Consider the following 15,796-nt stretch of genomic DNA (forward strand, 5'->3'; position numbering starts at 1 on the left):
TTTTGTATTTTACAGCGCTTAGCGTTAAACTAGCGTTTTTAATTTTAGAGCAATTTTTGTGGTCACCTCATCTCCTTTTAAAGCATCTTTTTTAGGCCCTCGATACTGGCTAACGTGGATTGGCGTTTTTTTCTTATACCTAATTTCTTGGCTTCCGCAAAAACTTCAATTAGCCCTAGGCAAACTACTTGGCCGTTTAGTTCATAAATACATGAAACGCCGCCGACACATTGCCGAAGTAAATATTAAACGCTGCTTTCCTGATATGAGCGACGAAGATCAAAAAGCATTGGTGCTAAAAAATATGGAAAACACTGGCATTGCGATGGTTGAAACCGGAATGGCATGGTGGTGGCCGCAGTGGCGAGCGAAAAAAGCTTTAGGGTCTTTAAAAGGGCTTGAACACTTCGAACGAGTGCAACAATCTGGAAAAGGCGTACTGTTACTAGTACCTCATGTTTTACACCTTGAAATGGCAGGCCGATTAATGGGGTTGGGCTGTATGGGTATCGGTTTTTACCGCCCGCACAACAACCCACTAATGGAGTACTTTACGACTAATGGCCGCCTTCGCTCTAATGAATACTTGGTCGGTAAAAAAGACGTAAAAGGCTTACTAAAAGCCTTAAAAAATAAAAAAGTGTGCTACTACCTACCCGATCAAGACTACGGCCGTAATCGCTGCGAATTCGTCCCTTTTTATGCAGTGCAAGATACCGCAACTACAACAGGTACACTGATGTTTGCTGGCAGTAAAAATTGCGAAACTATGAGTTTGATTACCCGCCGAGACGAAAGTGGAAAGTACCATTTAGAAATTATTCCAGAGCTTGAAAACTTCCCAAGCGGTGATGACAAAGCCGATGTCACGCGTGTTAATCAACGCATGGAATTATCAATTAATGCCGCACCAGAACAATACATGTGGCTACATCGCCGTTTTAAAACGCGACCAGATAAAAATACTCCTTCATTTTACAAATAGTAATGGTATAACAATAACAGGAACAAATAAGGGTGGTTGTTGTAATGTGGTTTTGGATTAGGTACTTGTCATTTGCAGTCATATTAATAGCGCTTGCTGCGTACTTTTTAATGGGAAATGTTCCAACATTAGATTTAAAAGAATCTAAAAATGCCGCTGCCGAAGGGTTATCTCGCTTTTATGCCTCGATTCGAAATCAAGTTAAAAGCAACAAAGAGCGCGACCAATACGTATTGAGTTTAAAAAAGCCAGATCAAACTGTCGATAGAGTTTTAGAACAGCGTACGCGTACTGTTACCCCCATGCCAGCAAGTTGGACAGGAAGTGTGGAGCCTAGGCGCTTCGAAAACGGTTCAACATTGAAAGATGTTTTAGTTGAGTATGCTAAAAGCGAAGGCATTGAGCTCTATTGGTACTTAAGTAAAGACTATGTCGTTAAAGATCATTTTAGGGTCGACAGTAATTTCACCTCAGCCCTGTACCAAGTAGGCAGAGCTATAAATGATGACTTTGAACACGAGGTTTACACCTACTTTTGTAATAAGCAAAGAGCGGCAGTAATTACTGAATTGCCCTCTGAGTTTGTGCGTGCTAACTGCTTAAAACTCAACATATGAGTTAGATAAAAAATCACGCTTTTGCGTGATTTTTTTATCAAAGCACATCACTTAGAGTGTGTTTGCTTATAAAGCAAATAAATGTGATTGAACAAATCCTACAGCTCAAAAACCGCTTTCCAAATGGCAGTCACATTATTGATGTCTTGTAAAAACTGCTCGCGTTCAACTAACTTTCCTTGCTGATCTAAGCTGAGTACGTGGTAACACGAACGGTAGTCAATATACGCTTTAATTAACTGCTGCTTTTGCTCTTTTGTAATACAGCCTATTTTAGCAGCATCAGTAAGTATTCTTACATTATCTGAAAATACACTTAGTTGCTCGCTATCGTGTGCATTTTTAAGAACAAGGTATTGTGTAATAAATTCAATGTCGGCCATGCCACCAGCATCTTGTTTTAGGTCAAATAACTGCGTGTTCCCTTTTGCAAGGTGGCCGCGCATTTTCTCTCGCATTTTAATGACATCATCTTTTAATACAGCCGTTTCACGCGCTTGGCAAAGTATATTTTTACGTATTTGCGAAAAGCGTTCTTCTAACTCATTTTGACCTAAAATAATACGAGCACGAACCAGCGCTTGATGCTCCCATGTCCATGCTTGTGTTTGTTGATAGTGATTAAAGCTCTCTAAATTGATAGCAAGTAAACCCGAAGCACCCTCTGGGCGAAGACGTGTATCTAACTCGTATAAAATACCCGACGCCGTTCGCGTATTAAATAAGTGCATTAAACGTTGGGCAAGTTTTAAATAAAACTGCCGAGAATCAATCGCTTTATCGCCATTGGTTTGACTCGAGCCATCGTGATTGTGAACAAACACAAGATCTAAATCTGAGTCGTAGCCCACTTCAAAACCACCCGTTTTACCATAGGCAATAACGGCAAAACCCTTGTGTTCATTGTCAGTGTTTGGCGGCATGCCAAAACGCTTTACCGTGTTATGCCATGCAATGTTTACAGCCTGCTCGACTATGGCTTCTGCCAATGCGGTTAAGTGATCGCTTACTTTCATAACATCCAAAACGCCAGTGGCATCTGCGGCAGCTATCCGTAATTGATGAGTTTGTTTAAACTGCCTTAACGACTCCATTTGTAGCTCTAAATCGTCGTGCTCTATGCGTAAAAAATATTGACGTATTTCGTCTTTATAAGCGCTAAGTGGTGTTGGTTTATAAAGCACGGCAGGGTCAATTAATTCATCAAGCAAAATTGGGTAACGAGAAATATGCTCGCCAATCCACTTACTATGACAACACAAAGAAACTAACTGCTTTAACGTGCCAGGGTTTTCATATAGCAATTCTAAGTAGGCAGTACGCGAAATAATTTTATTAAGAATTTGGCACACAGTACCAAATACTATGGCACTGGCATTAAAGTCGCTTAGCTGTTTAAGCATGGCTGGCATGAGTTTATCAAGAATCTCACGCCCTCGATTTCCAACTTTTACTTTAGATAAACGTAATTTAAAGTCTTGCAATGGTTCTTGCCATTCGTCTTTAGGTTCATTTAAAAAACTGACATCACAATGATCCCACGCACTTATAAATGTACCTTCACACGTGTCTAGAGGCTCTGTTTCTTCCCCTATTACCTGTATAAACTCATTGTGCACCTGCGCCATTACCTGCTCAATTTCATTTACTGACGCTGCAAAGTCTGATTGCGATAATAGGTAATTTAATCGTTGTTGGTTTATTTCATCATCAGGCAAAGTTTGTGTTTGCTGATCGTCGAATATTTGCAGGTATTGCTCTACTTTTCGTAAATAAAGATAATTACCTTTCAGCTCTTTTGCTTCGTCGTCATCAATAACTTGGTTTAGTGCTAACTGGTTTAACGCATTAAGTAATGATTGCGTCTGTAAATTAGCCTCTCGCCCGCCGCGTACCATTTGTAGTGCTTGAACAATAAATTCAACTTCTCGTATTCCGCCAGCCCCCAGTTTTATATTATTGGTTAAACGTTTACGGCGAACTTCTTGCGCAATCATGAGTTTCATTTTACGAAGCGATTCAATAACTGAAAAATCAATATAGCGTCGGTATACGAAAGGTTTAAGCAATTGATTAAATTCATCCCAATAGTGATTGGGCCTACCAATTAAACGACTTTTAAGCATGGCGTAACGCTCCCAATCACGCCCTTGCTCTTGGTAATAATCTTCAATAGCGTTAAAACTCATGACCAATGGGCCACTTTCACCAAATGGCCTAAGGCGCATATCAACCCTAAATACCTGCCCATCCCCTGTTGTTTGGTTAAGTGCTGCTATTAACTTTTGAGCCACTTTTGTGTAAAACACCTGCGCCTCAATACTTTTTCGGCCGCCTTGAGTTTTAACACTTCGAGGGTATGCAAATATAAGGTCGATATCTGAAGAATAGTTAAGTTCTTTGCCACCTAACTTGCCCATACCAAGTACCATTAAAGGCAAAGATTGCCCTTGCTCATCTACAGGCTCACCATTAAGTGTGGCCACCTGCGCATGGGCCCACTCGTTAGCGCTTTGAATTAACTTATCAGCGAGCTGGCTAATATACTCAATACTATCTGCAATTGGGTTTTCACAACATAAATCTAAAAAAGCGACTTTAAGCCAGTATTTTTCACGATATTTGCGAAGTATTTGATGACACTGTGCTTCGTTTATATCTGCCAGTGTTAAGTTTTCGAAGGGGGAAAGTATGTCTCTACTTTTAATTTCGTCTTCACATAGTAACCCGCTTTTTAAATCAGGCTGAGACTGAATACAGCGCCAAGCAAAGTCGCTTAACGCTAATAACCTTACAACTTCGTTTTCTATAGGATGCTGCGGGTACAGCTGCTCATAGCGCTTTAACCCAAGTTTTTGTAATTGAATAGGAAGTTGTATTGCGTTACTCATCAATCCTCTCTTTTATATCATCAGTAACCGTACTAGAATGATTAAAACCTTTAAGGTTAACTCTAATTAGGACAACCATGTCATATTTATCTTTATCTAACACTAGTTTTGTTGCGATTACTATTAGTTTTGTTGTTATTTGCTTAACTATTTTTTCATTAAGAATAATAACTCAAATTAAATTAAAACAAGCGCTTAAAGATGAATTAGCCCAGCATGATAACTTTGCCATGGGGATCAATTTTGCTTCAGAGATTTCGGTTGTTATTGCAACTATTGCCTTTTTATTTGATGAAATAAGTGTAAGTACCGCACAATCTAATCCACTTAAAGTAGCGATATTAGTGTTGCTGTTGTTTTCATTTATAAAAGTGGGACATTTGATTCACCGTAAGTGGATTTTGCATCGTTTTAACGAAGAAGCGGCCATTTTAAAACAAAATGTATGCGCCGCCTTAGTAGACTCTGGCATGCTAATAGCTAATTTCATTATGACCTTAGGCCTTTACACATGGACCCACACTCAAGGCTTCAGTAACTTATTAATCGCGTTAGTCAGCTTTTTTTTACTGCAAGGTATGTTTGCACTTGATAGTAAAATACGCGAACATCGTTTTGCAAAAGCCAATCAAGGCGCTTCGCTACAAAGTAATTTTAATTTAGAAAATACCTCTATTGGTATTCGCTATGCTGGTAAATCAATTGGTTTAGCGCTTGCCTCGTATGCAGGCTTGTCGAGTGCTACGTTTCAAAACGGTAAAATGGTTGAAAACCTATTTACACTGGTAATGCATTGCGGTGTAATGTGGATACTGTTGTATGCGTTAACATTTATTGTAAAAAAAATATCACTACCCAATATTGATGCAGCACTTGAAGTTGATCATCAAGACAACATAGGTATTGCTTGTATTGAATTTGCTGTTTTTTGTGCAATAGGCTATTTACTAATTAGCATGTTTTCTATTTAACATTAAACACTTTTCGCTTGGGCTTACACAAAACTTGCTTACAAAACACTTTGCTTAATTGCACTGGGACATTATGCCATTTGAAGTTACTAACTATCTATTAATCGATATAGATAACGAATTTAGCAGAGCGTTTGCTGGTCACTATTTTAATAGTGCAAAGCGAGATGCCCCAAGTACCTTAGTCATTGCAGGTGCCAATACTCGCCAGTTAGTTAAAATGATGTTTGATGAACTCATTAAAGATTATTGTTATTGCGATTTTGAAAACGAAATTAGCGTTTCTGAGCTTGCCAGTTATTTGCATGAACATCACGACATTAAAGGTGTATTGTTTAATCAAACCGATTATTTACTGGCTGATGAAAAACAACGTTTTATTTATAACTCACTGCATGAAAAACGTTTTTTAGTCACTCAAGATGAAAGTGGTTTTGCTTTTAGCCCTGTAAAAGACGAAGGCTTTTCAAACCACCTATCTTGTCACACCGACATAGCCGATACATCAGTCGATATAATTGAGTTAACAGAGTTACTTAATAAACAATAAACAATAAACAATAAATAATTGCACCTAGCTCGCAGCTTACTTAACATAGTGGTATATAACTTTATCGCCAACTTATAAGTGAAATCACATGCGAGTTCCTCATATTTACCAAGCGTCTTCTATTACACTAAACACTCCCGTGTCACTCGATGACGATGCAGCTGGCCACATAGGCAGAGTACTTCGCATGAAAGTAGGCGAACATGTGTCTATTTTTAATGGCGAAGGTGGTGAATACCTAAGTGAAATTATAGAAGTGAGTAAAAAAAATGTAGTGGTTATGCCACAGCAGTTTAATCCTCACGACGTAGAATCACCATTAAAAATTCACTTAGGCCAATGCGTATCGCGTGGTGATAAAATGGACTTTACAATTCAAAAGTCAGTTGAGTTAGGTATTACCGAAATCACCCCTATTTTTAGTCAGCGCTGTGGCGTAAAGCTCATTGGCGACCGCCTTGATAAAAAGCATCAACAATGGCAAAAAATAGCGATTGCGGCAGCCGAGCAGTCGGGGCGAAATTATGTACCGGTTGTTCACCCCCCTATAGACATAAAACAGTGGCTTGAGCAATCAACTAACGCGATAAAGCTCACGCTTCACCCTCGCGCAGAACACAGCATTAAAACCATTACTGTACCTGAAGATGGCGTTCGGTTTTTAGTCGGCCCAGAAGGCGGCTTTACTGACGAAGAAATGGCACAAACTAAACAACAAGAATTTGTTGATATTCGTTTAGGGCCACGTGTTTTACGAACTGAAACCGCCGCTTTAACGGTCTTAAGTGCATTACAGCTACAATTTGGTGATTTAGCTAATTGAAATAGCTAAAAACACCCTCATATCAAAGCTATTAGTAAACTCTAGTAGTAATTACACATAGATTAAGGCACAGCGCATGGCAATTAAATTAGGTATTATTTCAGATCCTATTAGTGGGTTTAACATCAAAAAAGACACCGGCTTTGCAATGATGATGCAGGCGCAAGAGCGTGGCTACGAAATTTACTATATGGAGATGGATGATTTATCACTTCGTAAAGGTAAGTCTTATGCCACCGCTGCCAAAGCGCGTGTATTTAACAACGAAGAAAAATGGTACGAACTAGAAGAAAAAACCACCATTGCCCTTGCCGATCTTGATGTAATTTTAATGCGCAAAGATCCGCCGTTTGACACTGAATACATTTACGCAACGTATCTTTTAGAGCGCGCTGAAGATGAAGGCACGTTAATTATTAATAAACCACAAAGCTTGCGTGATGCTAACGAAAAGCTGTTTACTGCATGGTTTAGCGAACACACGCCAGATACCTTAGTTACGCGCAGCCAAAAACAAATTCGTGAATTTTTAGCTGAGCATAAAGACATTATTTTAAAGCCACTTGACGGTATGGGCGGCGCATCTATTTTTCGTGTTAAAGAAGATGATGCAAACATAGGTGTTATTTGCGAGACCCTAACCGAGCATGGCAGCCGCTATGCCATGGTACAAAATTATGTTCCTGCTATTACACAAGGCGATAAACGCGTTCTTGTGGTTGACGGTGAAGTCATTCCCTACTGCTTAGCGCGTATTCCACAAAACGGTGAAACTCGCGGAAATCTAGCCGCAGGCGGTCGTGGTGAAGCTCGCCCATTGAGCGAGTCAGATATGAGAATTGCACAGGCTGTTGCGCCCACGCTTAAAGAAAAAGGCCTTGTATTTGTTGGCCTTGATATTATTGGCGACAAACTAACCGAAATTAACGTAACAGCACCTACGTGTGTGCGTGAAATTGAAGCCGCGTATGATATATCAATCACAGGTATTCTTTTTGATGCTATTGAGAGAAAATTAGCTAAATAGTCTAGCCTCAGGTTAAATAAATTAAAGTGACTGAACACAATGCGTTTAACGTTTAAATATTAATGCAGCACTTGCTGTATTAATATTTTAATAAAATCAGTTAACTTATTTAGTTATAAAATACAGGGTTGTGCCATACTCAAAATTCATTAACTGAAAGGGTGAAATCTATGCAGTCATTAGAAAATCATTTTTTAATCGCCATGCCGTCAATGCAAGACCCTTTTTTTAAACGTGCTGTTACGTATATTTGCGAGCACAATGAAGATGGGGCAATGGGATTGGTGATAAACCAACCCATCAACGTAACCGTTGGTGAGCTACTTGATAAAATAGAAATCGATAACGACAAAACCCAGCAAGCAGCTAAAGTGGCTGTGTTTGCAGGTGGTCCAGTTAAAACAGATAGAGGTTTTGTGCTTCACTCCCCTAAGCTCGGGTATACCTCAAGCCAAAAGCTCAGTAGTGATATTATGATCACCACCTCCAAAGATGTGCTAGCAAGTTTAACGACAGCACATGCCCCTGAGCAGTTTATTATCACCTTAGGGTATGCAGGTTGGGAACAAGGCCAATTAGAACAAGAACTGCTTGATAACAGCTGGCTAATTATAGAAGCAGATCCGGCCATTATTTTTAACACGCCCGCTGAAAAACGATGGGAAAAAGCCGTTTCAATGCTTGGCTTTGATATAGGCCAACTAAGCCCTGAAGCCGGGCATGCTTAAATATCCCCTTTCTAAATTAAGTTCATAATATAAATTCACTTGGAAATAGATACGCTATTACAAGTGAATTTTTTTATGTAAACCTTTAACATAACGGCTTGAAAAGCAGCCTAAGTAAAACATTATCAATGACAAAAAGAACATTTAAGCCACAAGGCGAGCGCACCGTAATGGGATTTGATTTTGGCACTAAAAGTATTGGTATTGCCGTAGGGCAAGAACTCACCGGCAGCGCATCAAGCCTTAAGGCCGTAAAAGCGCAAGATGGTATTCCAAACTGGGATCATATCGCAGTACAAGTAAACGAATGGCAACCAGATTTAATGGTGGTCGGTTTACCGCTTAATATGGATGGCACTTCACAAGAGGTGACATTCAAAGCTAAAAAGTTTGCTAACAGGTTACATAATCACTATGGCATTCCTGTACAAACACAAGATGAGCGCCTAACAACTGCTGACGCAAAAGCCCGTTTATTTGAGCAAGGTGGTTATAAAAATTTAGGTAAAGGAAATGTAGATAATATGTCTGCGGTAATTATTTTAGAAAGTTTTTTTGAATCATTTTACGGTGAGTAACGCTGTAATTAGGTGTGTTAAATACTAAAAAAGCGCGGCTGGAAAGTCGCGCTTTTTTAAAAACAATAACTAATTAGTTATCGTCATCCCCCATTCCATCAATAGTGACACCTTGTAAAAAGCCCGCACCTTGTTGTTCGTTATTGCGCAGTTTAATCATCAAGCGTAAGTCATTTGGTGAGTCAGCATGATGCAATGCATCTGCATAGTTAATACGTTGCTGCCTGTATAACTCAAAAAGGGCTTGGTCAAAGGTTTGCATGCCCATATCGTTAGATTTAGCCATAGCCTCTTTAATGCCGCCAATATCGCCGTTTTTAATCAGCTCTGCCACCATAGGTGAATTAAGTAATATCTCTATTGCGGCAACGCGTCCTTCGCCATCTGAGGTAGGTATTAATTGTTGAGCTACAATGGCACGTAAGTTAAGTGCTAAATCGTATTTAAGCTTGTCATGCTTTTCTTTTGGTACCAAATGCATAATACGGTCAATGGCTTGGTTGGCATTGTTGGCATGCAGTGTAGCCACACATAAATGCCCTGTTTCAGCAAAGCTTAATGCGTATTCCATGGTTTCTTGCGAGCGTATTTCACCAATTAAAATAACATCAGGAGCTTGACGTAATGAGCTTTTAAGCGCCGACTCAAAACTATCTGTATCGAGCCCTACTTCGCGTTGGGTAATAATACTTTTGCGGTGCTCATGAACAAACTCAATAGGATCTTCAATTGTTAAAATATGACCTCGTTGGTTTCGGTTTCTGTAGCCAATCAGGGCTGCTAATGAGGTCGACTTACCGGTTCCTGTTCCACCAACAAACAAAACTAAACCGCGCTTAGCCATAATGACGTCGGTGAGTGTCGAGGGTAGGCCCAAATCACTGATATCAGGGATCTGTGTCACAATTCGGCGAATAACCATACCTGCTCTATCGCGCTGCCAAAACGCAGAAATACGAAAACGCCCTTCGTCGGTTGCAATAGCAAAGTTACATTCTTTAGTAGCATGAAACTCCGCTTTTTGCTTTTCGCTCATCGCAGACTCAACCAACTGCAAAGACTCTTCGTCAGTGAGTTTGTCATCGTCCAATTGAATTAGTTCACCGTTTATTTTTGCACTAACAGGTAAACGGCTAGATACAAATAAATCAGAGCCTTTTTTCTCAATCATAGTGATTAAGTAACGGTTTAAAGATAAAGTCATTCTAATTCCTTAACCACCAAATTGTGTTTTGTCTTGCGCTTTAGCTTGCGCTGCGGTGTTGGTCACAATGCCTCGGTTAACTAAGTTTGTTAAACATTGATCCATTGTTTGCATACCAATTGATGCCCCCGTTTGAATAGACGAGTACATTTGTGCAATTTTGTCTTCTCGAATTAAGTTACGTATGGCGGGTACACCAATCATAATTTCATGAGCAGCCACTCGCCCACCGCCAATTTTTTTAAGGAGTGTTTGTGAAATAACCGCACGCAATGACTCAGACAACATAGAGCGTACCATTGCTTTTTCTTCACCAGGGAATACATCAATAATACGGTCAATGGTTTTGGGCGCTGAGGTTGTATGCAACGTACCAAACACTAAATGACCGGTTTCAGCAGCGGTCATCGCTAGGCGAATAGTTTCTAAATCACGCAACTCACCCACTAATATAACATCGGGGTCTTCACGCAGCGCACTACGTAGTGCGTTTGAAAAACTGTGTGTATCACGATGTACTTCACGTTGGTTAACTAAGCTTAACTTGTTATCGTGAACAAATTCGATTGGATCTTCAATCGTTAAAATATGATGATGCTTATTTTGATTTATGTAATCAACCATGGCCGCAAGTGTTGTTGATTTACCCGACCCTGTTGGCCCGGTAACAAGCACTAACCCACGCGGGTTGTCTGATATTGTTTTAAAAATATCTGGCGCGCCTAAATCATCAAGTGTTAATACTTCACTCGGTATAGTACGAAATACTGCCGCGGGACCGCGGTTTGAATTAAAGGCATTAACACGAAAGCGAGCAAGATTAGGAACCTCAAACGAAAAATCCACCTCAAGGTTTTGTTCGTAATCTTTGCGCTGAGTATCATTCATAATATCGTAAACTAAACTGTTTACGTCTTTATCTGCAAGGGCTGGTATATTAATGCGGCGAACATCACCATCTACGCGTATCATAGGTGAAACACCCGACGATAAATGTAAATCGGATGCATTGTGTTGCACACTAAACGCTAATAATTCGGTAATATCCATTTATGACTCCACAACTGGCTGATAATTATATGGTTACAATAGCAGAACGACTCACTTGCGCCTACGCAAGAATTTCAAACGCGGCAAAAAACACGCACAGAAGCAAAGATGAAATAACCTTGCTGGCGGTGTCTAAAACCAAACCTAGCGACGATATCGTTGCTGCCTACGATTATGGCCAACGCCAGTTTGGTGAGTCTTATGTTCAAGAAGCTGTAGATAAAATAGCTCAACTGCACACATATAGCGATATCATTTGGCATTTCATTGGCCCTATCCAGTCAAATAAAAGTGCTTTAGTGGCAGAAAATTTTGATTGGGTACAAAGCGTCGATCGAATCAAAATAGCCAAACGCCTCAACGCTCAGCGCCCAACCAGTAAACCACCACTTAATGTACTTATTCAGGTAAATATTAGCGCCGAGGAGGCAAAGTCGGGCTGTCATCCGGATGACATCGCTAGTCTTGCTGAGTTTATTAGCCAATGTGATCAGTTAAGATTACGTGGTTTGATGGCTATTCCTGCAAAAAGTGACGATCCAACTACACAAACTCAATATTTTGAGCAATTACAAACTTGCTTTGATAAACTAAAGACCCAATATCCACAGTTAGACACTCTATCTATGGGTATGAGTAATGACGTTGAAGCCGCAATTAGTGCAGGCTCAACTATGGTGAGGATCGGAACAGACATTTTTGGAACACGAACTTAAAAGGTAAAAACAGATTTATGTCAGATAAAAAAATCGCATTTATAGGCACAGGTAACATGAGCTACGCTATTATTGGTGGCATGGTAAAAAACGGCTTTGACGCAAACAACATCATTGCGACTAACCGCAACCAAGAAAAGCTTGCAAAGGTAGCAGCCGATTTCAAGGTGCAAACCACCAGTGACAATAACGAAGCCCTACGCGATGCTGATGTAATTGTTTTGTCTGTAAAGCCACAAATGATGGGCGATTTATGTAAATCGTTTCAAGAGTCTGGCATCGATTTCAGTAATAAACTATTTATCTCAGTAGCTGCTGGTTTAACAGTAAGCCGCTTGCGCGAAATGTTAGGGCAAGATGTAAAAATTGTACGTTGCATGCCTAATACGCCGTCTTTATTAGGGCGTGGCGTGTCAGGCTTATTTGGCGCTGGCGAAACGCAGCAAGAACATGAATTTGTTCAACAAGTATTTGAGTGCACAGGTATTGTGGTGTGGGTCGAACAAGAAGCGCAAATTAACGATATCATTGCAGTAACAGGTTCATCACCAGCTTACTTTTTCTTATTTATGGAAGCCATTGAAGAAAAAGCAAAAGCGCTTGGCTTTAATGATGAAGATGCTCGTCGTTTAGTACAACAAACAGCACTTGGCGCAGCAGAAATGGCATTAAGCCAACCAGAAATTAGCATTTCTCAGCTACGCGCAAACGTAACATCTAAAGGCGGTACTACACATGCCGCAGTTGAGCATTTAAAAGACGAAGGCTTAACTAAAACCGTTGGCGATGCGATGGATGCGTGTATTGCTCGCGCGATGCAAATGGAAAAAGAACTTTAAAACTACTTTATTATTAAAGGTTACACTATGAATGCCATGCAATTTTTGATCAGTACTCTGTTTGATTTGTTTTTAATGGTGGTACTACTGCGTTTTTGGCTACAGTGGGCAAAAGCCGATTTTTACAACCCAATGAGCCAATTTGTGGTTAAAGCAACGTCGTTTGCAGTCAACCCTTTACGTAAAATTATACCCGGGTTAGGTGGGCTTGATCTAGCCTCACTATTGCTGGCATTTATTGTAGCTATTGCCAAAATTAGTACTTTAATGTTGGTAATTTACGGCGCATGGGCTGCGCAACCCGTGTTTATTCAAGCTCTAATTACCGTAATAAAAGAAGGCTTAAACTTAGTATTTTGGGTATTAATTATCCGCGCAATTCTCAGCTGGGTAAGCCAAGGCTACAACCCTATTGAAGCGGTTTTCCACCAGCTTACTGAGCCAATGCTCAAGCCACTTCGTAAAATTATTCCACCAATGGGTGGGTTAGATTTATCAGTACTTGTATTAATTATTGGTATTCAGTTTTTGCAAATGCTGTTAATGGACTTTTTAGCTTAAGCTTTTGTTTTAAGTAAAAGAGGCCTTATGGCCTCTTTTTTATATTTTTGGAGTGAACAATGAATCGATTAATTAAATTTTGTTTTATTGCTTGTTTAACATTCGCATTTAACGCACACAGCGAACAAACATTGGGCGGGCAATATAAAGAACTTGGCCCGTGGCAAGTACATTACATTGCTTTTCCATCAACCTTTATTCAGCCACAAATTGCCAAGGCTTATGGGCTTGAGCGCAGTGGATATAAAGGGATTGTTAATATTTCTGTGTTAAAAAACAATACAGGCAATACAGCTCAAAAGGCCAAGTTATCTGGCACAGCCAGAAACCTACTTGGCAACAAACAAACGCTTAACTTTAAAGAAGTAATTGAAGGCGAGTCGATTTATTACCTTGCCCAAGTCGATTTTACAAACGAAGAAATACTGCGCTTTGAAATTGAAATACAGCAAAGTAATCAATTTCAAACACTGCAATTTCAGCAAAAATTTTACGTAGATAAATAATATTATGAACAAAACTTTAGTCCTTGCCACGGGTAACCCTGGCAAAGTAAGTGAGCTGGCCAACATGTTAAGCCCACTTAATATTAATGTAGTTCCACAAAGTGATTTTAACGTTGGCGAAGTAGCCGAAACAGGTACTACCTTTGTTGAAAATGCTATTATTAAAGCCCGTCATGCAGCTAAAATTACGGGTATGCCAGCCATAGCTGATGATTCCGGCTTAGAGGTTGATGGTTTAAATGGTGCACCGGGGGTTTACTCTGCTCGCTTTGCTGGTGAGAGCGCAAGCGATCAAGACAACATAGATAAACTACTTAATGATTTAGGTAATAACCCAAATCGTAAAGCGCGTTTTTGGTGTGTATTAGTATTAATGCGCCACGCCGATGACCCTACCCCGCTTATTTGCAGCGCAAGCTGGGAAGGCGAAATTACACAAACCCAACATGGCGAAGGCGGGTTTGGTTACGACCCGGTATTTTTTGTTGAAGAGCAAAACTGTACCAGCGCCGAGTTAACCAAAGAGCAAAAAAATGCTGTGAGCCATCGCGGTCAAGCACTACAAGCTTTGCTAAATGAGCTACAACTAAAAGGCGGCCTGTGACTCTTCCTCCTCTAAGTTTATATGTGCACGTACCTTGGTGCGTTCAAAAATGTCCTTACTGCGACTTTAATAGCCATGGACAAAAAGGCGACATACCAGAAGCCGAATATGTTCAGCATTTAATAGACGATTTAAAAGCCGATTTACACTTAGTTGAAGGGCGAAAAATTCACAGTATATTTATTGGTGGCGGTACCCCAAGTTTATTGACCGGTGATGCTTATACACGCCTACTAAACGAAGTAGATAGCCTTATAGGCCTTGCCGATAACTGTGAAGTAACCCTCGAAGCAAACCCAGGCACAGTAGAAACGGGCCGATTTAAAGAGTATGTAAAAGCAGGTATAAACCGCATTTCAATTGGCATACAAAGCCTGCAAAGCGACAAGTTAAAAGCGCTTGGCCGCATTCATGGTGCTAACGAGGCGACCCATGCAGCAGAGCAAGCCAAGGAGGCTGGTTTAAATAGCTTTAATCTTGATTTAATGCACGGCTTACCAGGGCAAACCCTAGACGATGCATTAAGTGATTTAAAGCAAATTATTGCCCTCGATCCGCCACATATTTCGTGGTACCAACTTACCATAGAGCCTAATACTCAGTTTGCATCTAAACCGCCAACACTTCCTCAAGATGAAACTCTGTGGGATATTCAAGAACAAGGCCAAGCACTACTTGCAGAAGCAGGTTATATACAATACGAAATTTCAGGGTATGCAAAACCGGGCTATCAATGCCAACATAACTTAAATTATTGGCGGTTTGGCGATTATCTGGGGATTGGCTGTGGTGCTCATGGTAAGGTTACCAATGCAAAAACCGGCATAATTACCCGAACTGAAAAGGTCAAACATCCCCGTGGCTACATGGATATGGTAAAGCCTTATTTGTATAAAAGCTGGCACGTTGAGCAAGACGATTTAGCTTTCGAGTTTTTTATGAATCGCTTTCGCCTTGTCGAACCATGCCCGATTGAAGACTACAGTGCGCTAACTAATCAGCCATTGCAAAGCCAACAAGCAGCTTTAAATAAAGCCATAAACACCGGTTTATTAATAGAAAAAGACGGTCACTGGCAAGTGAGCCTTAAAGGGCATCGCTTTTTAAATGACCTGCTAGAATTGTTCGTATAATGCATTGGGCGTT

General features: G+C 40.3%; 17 protein-coding genes. 14 read left to right on the forward strand and 3 right to left on the reverse strand.

The annotated features are described in order from the left end of the window. Nucleotides 1-58: 58 nt before the first annotated feature. Nucleotides 59-985 carry an LpxL/LpxP family Kdo(2)-lipid IV(A) lauroyl/palmitoleoyl acyltransferase gene (gene lpxL / locus MTP24_RS13485; protein ID WP_010556574.1) on the forward strand — a complete coding sequence of 309 codons (927 nt, stop codon included), beginning with the start codon at nucleotides 59-61 and terminating at the stop codon, nucleotides 983-985. Between the two features lie 44 nt (nucleotides 986-1,029). Beyond that, complete coding sequence (locus MTP24_RS13490; RefSeq protein WP_033025327.1) at nucleotides 1,030-1,602, forward strand: toxin co-regulated pilus biosynthesis Q family protein; 573 nt, start codon at nucleotides 1,030-1,032, stop codon at nucleotides 1,600-1,602. A 98-nt stretch (nucleotides 1,603-1,700) separates the two neighbouring features. On the opposite strand, the gene glnE is transcribed toward MTP24_RS13490, so the two are convergent. Further along, on the reverse strand, nucleotides 1,701-4,493 hold the full coding sequence (gene glnE / locus MTP24_RS13495) for a bifunctional [glutamate--ammonia ligase]-adenylyl-L-tyrosine phosphorylase/[glutamate--ammonia-ligase] adenylyltransferase (protein WP_243531655.1): 2,793 nt from the start codon (nucleotides 4,491-4,493) through the stop codon (nucleotides 1,701-1,703). Between the two features lie 77 nt (nucleotides 4,494-4,570). Between glnE and MTP24_RS13500 the strand changes: the two genes are divergently transcribed. The 6 genes from MTP24_RS13500 (at nucleotide 4,571) to ruvX (ending at nucleotide 9,170) form a co-directional block, all read left to right on the forward strand. Beyond that, complete coding sequence (locus tag MTP24_RS13500; RefSeq protein WP_138529104.1) at nucleotides 4,571-5,464, forward strand: hypothetical protein; 894 nt, start codon at nucleotides 4,571-4,573, stop codon at nucleotides 5,462-5,464. 73 nt (nucleotides 5,465-5,537) lie between these two features. Beyond that, entirely contained in the window at nucleotides 5,538-6,014 is a 477-nt protein-coding gene (locus MTP24_RS13505) for a hypothetical protein (RefSeq protein WP_006793185.1), read from the forward strand. An 88-nt stretch (nucleotides 6,015-6,102) separates the two neighbouring features. Then, nucleotides 6,103-6,837, forward strand: a complete 735-nt coding sequence (rsmE, locus tag MTP24_RS13510) for a 16S rRNA (uracil(1498)-N(3))-methyltransferase (RefSeq protein ID WP_006793186.1) — start codon at nucleotides 6,103-6,105, stop codon at nucleotides 6,835-6,837. A gap of 76 nt (nucleotides 6,838-6,913) precedes the next feature. Next, on the forward strand, nucleotides 6,914-7,864 hold the full coding sequence (gene gshB, locus MTP24_RS13515; protein ID WP_008132396.1) for a glutathione synthase: 951 nt from the start codon (nucleotides 6,914-6,916) through the stop codon (nucleotides 7,862-7,864). A gap of 170 nt (nucleotides 7,865-8,034) precedes the next feature. After that, nucleotides 8,035-8,592: a YqgE/AlgH family protein gene (locus MTP24_RS13520; protein ID WP_008132397.1), complete on the forward strand. Its 558-nt coding sequence runs from the start codon at nucleotides 8,035-8,037 to the stop codon at nucleotides 8,590-8,592. A 128-nt stretch (nucleotides 8,593-8,720) separates the two neighbouring features. Beyond that, a complete protein-coding gene (ruvX, locus tag MTP24_RS13525) occupies nucleotides 8,721-9,170 on the forward strand; it encodes a Holliday junction resolvase RuvX (RefSeq protein ID WP_006793189.1) in 450 nt (149 codons plus the stop codon). A gap of 73 nt (nucleotides 9,171-9,243) precedes the next feature. On the opposite strand, the gene MTP24_RS13530 is transcribed toward ruvX, so the two are convergent. Next, nucleotides 9,244-10,374, reverse strand: a complete 1,131-nt coding sequence (locus MTP24_RS13530; protein WP_138529105.1) for a PilT/PilU family type 4a pilus ATPase — start codon at nucleotides 10,372-10,374, stop codon at nucleotides 9,244-9,246. A 9-nt stretch (nucleotides 10,375-10,383) separates the two neighbouring features. After that, nucleotides 10,384-11,424, reverse strand: coding sequence for a type IV pilus twitching motility protein PilT (locus tag MTP24_RS13535; RefSeq protein WP_006793191.1), 1,041 nt, complete (start codon nucleotides 11,422-11,424; stop codon nucleotides 10,384-10,386). Nucleotides 11,425-11,426: 2 nt separating this feature from the next. On the opposite strand from MTP24_RS13535, the gene MTP24_RS13540 reads away from it, so the two are divergent. The 6 genes from MTP24_RS13540 to hemW are packed head-to-tail and all read left to right on the forward strand — an operon-like array spanning nucleotide 11,427 to nucleotide 15,783. Next, the gene (locus MTP24_RS13540; protein WP_138529107.1) at nucleotides 11,427-12,140 is read left to right on the forward strand and encodes a YggS family pyridoxal phosphate-dependent enzyme; all 714 of its coding nucleotides are present in this window, start codon (nucleotides 11,427-11,429) and stop codon (nucleotides 12,138-12,140) included. 17 nt (nucleotides 12,141-12,157) lie between these two features. Beyond that, a complete protein-coding gene (gene proC / locus MTP24_RS13545; RefSeq protein ID WP_006793193.1) occupies nucleotides 12,158-12,979 on the forward strand; it encodes a pyrroline-5-carboxylate reductase in 822 nt (273 codons plus the stop codon). Nucleotides 12,980-13,006: 27 nt separating this feature from the next. Continuing rightward, the gene (locus MTP24_RS13550) at nucleotides 13,007-13,540 is read left to right on the forward strand and encodes a YggT family protein (protein ID WP_006793194.1); all 534 of its coding nucleotides are present in this window, start codon (nucleotides 13,007-13,009) and stop codon (nucleotides 13,538-13,540) included. Nucleotides 13,541-13,599: 59 nt separating this feature from the next. Then, nucleotides 13,600-14,046 carry a DUF4426 domain-containing protein gene (locus MTP24_RS13555; RefSeq protein ID WP_008132403.1) on the forward strand — a complete coding sequence of 149 codons (447 nt, stop codon included), beginning with the start codon at nucleotides 13,600-13,602 and terminating at the stop codon, nucleotides 14,044-14,046. 4 nt (nucleotides 14,047-14,050) lie between these two features. Continuing rightward, entirely contained in the window at nucleotides 14,051-14,650 is a 600-nt protein-coding gene (locus tag MTP24_RS13560; RefSeq protein WP_243531657.1) for an XTP/dITP diphosphatase, read from the forward strand. Further along, nucleotides 14,647-15,783, forward strand: coding sequence for a radical SAM family heme chaperone HemW (hemW, locus tag MTP24_RS13565; RefSeq protein ID WP_243531659.1), 1,137 nt, complete (start codon nucleotides 14,647-14,649; stop codon nucleotides 15,781-15,783). Before MTP24_RS13560 ends, hemW begins: the two co-directional genes overlap by 4 nt. Nucleotides 15,784-15,796 lie beyond the last annotated feature (13 nt).

Origin of the sequence: Pseudoalteromonas sp. APM04, assembly GCF_022809815.1 — a bacterium.
Classification (GTDB): domain Bacteria; phylum Pseudomonadota; class Gammaproteobacteria; order Enterobacterales; family Alteromonadaceae; genus Pseudoalteromonas; species Pseudoalteromonas marina.